The organism is Mesorhizobium sp. M7A.F.Ca.US.014.04.1.1, from assembly GCF_003998745.1.
Classification (GTDB): Bacteria; Pseudomonadota; Alphaproteobacteria; order Rhizobiales; family Rhizobiaceae; genus Mesorhizobium; species Mesorhizobium ciceri.
The window spans coordinates 1-493 of record NZ_RZRW01001425.1 but is presented as its reverse complement, the minus strand read 5'-3'; the positions used below and the strand labels follow the sequence as shown (position 1 = coordinate 493).

At 55.6% G+C, this 493-nt stretch carries 1 protein-coding gene; it reads left to right on the top strand.

The genetic code is table 11. From position 1 onward, the window contains the following. Positions 1–140: 140 nt before the first annotated feature. Positions 141–434 carry a helix-turn-helix transcriptional regulator gene (locus EOA22_RS36915; protein ID WP_032808422.1) on the top strand — a complete coding sequence of 98 codons (294 nt, stop codon included), beginning with the start codon at positions 141–143 and terminating at the stop codon, positions 432–434. The last annotated feature ends 59 nt before the right edge of the window (positions 435–493 follow it).

Sequence of the window (493 nt, the reverse complement as noted above, 5' to 3'; positions counted from 1 at the left end):
TCCCAGGGCCGGCCTATTGCCTGACGCATGCATCGCTGAGACATCGCTCGTGACGACCGTCCCCCGCGCGGGAATTGCTCGATCTTTCGATCGTCGATAGATCGAAGGAACATTTTAGACGTATCGAATGTTCAAATCCTATGGACAGCCGAACCCAACTTTCACCAGCTCAATCGAGAGCAGCACGCGCCCTGCTGAACTGGCCGCGAGTACGGCTTGCCGCAAAAGCGAGCGTTAGCGAAATGACGATCAGAGATTTTGAGAACGGTATTCGAAATCCGCGTCCCCACAAGATCGCGGCCATGCGTCAGGCGTTTGAGGACGCGGGAATTGCTTTCACCTTCGAAGGCGCTCCATCGCTAGCCCGCCCTGAAGGGCATAGCAGTCTCTCCACCACCAATAGAATGTGGCGCAGCCGGCAGAGACAAGCATAACGATAAGGTCCTTGAGCCTCGTATTAGCAATCCACTTGACCCACAGCCCACCTAAAAGC

Bases quoted from the DNA above. Each gene is read 5' to 3' on its own strand.
- EOA22_RS36915 (WP_032808422.1), top strand. From the start codon at position 141: ATGGACAGCCGAACCCAACTTTCACCAGCTCAATCGAGAGCAGCACGC.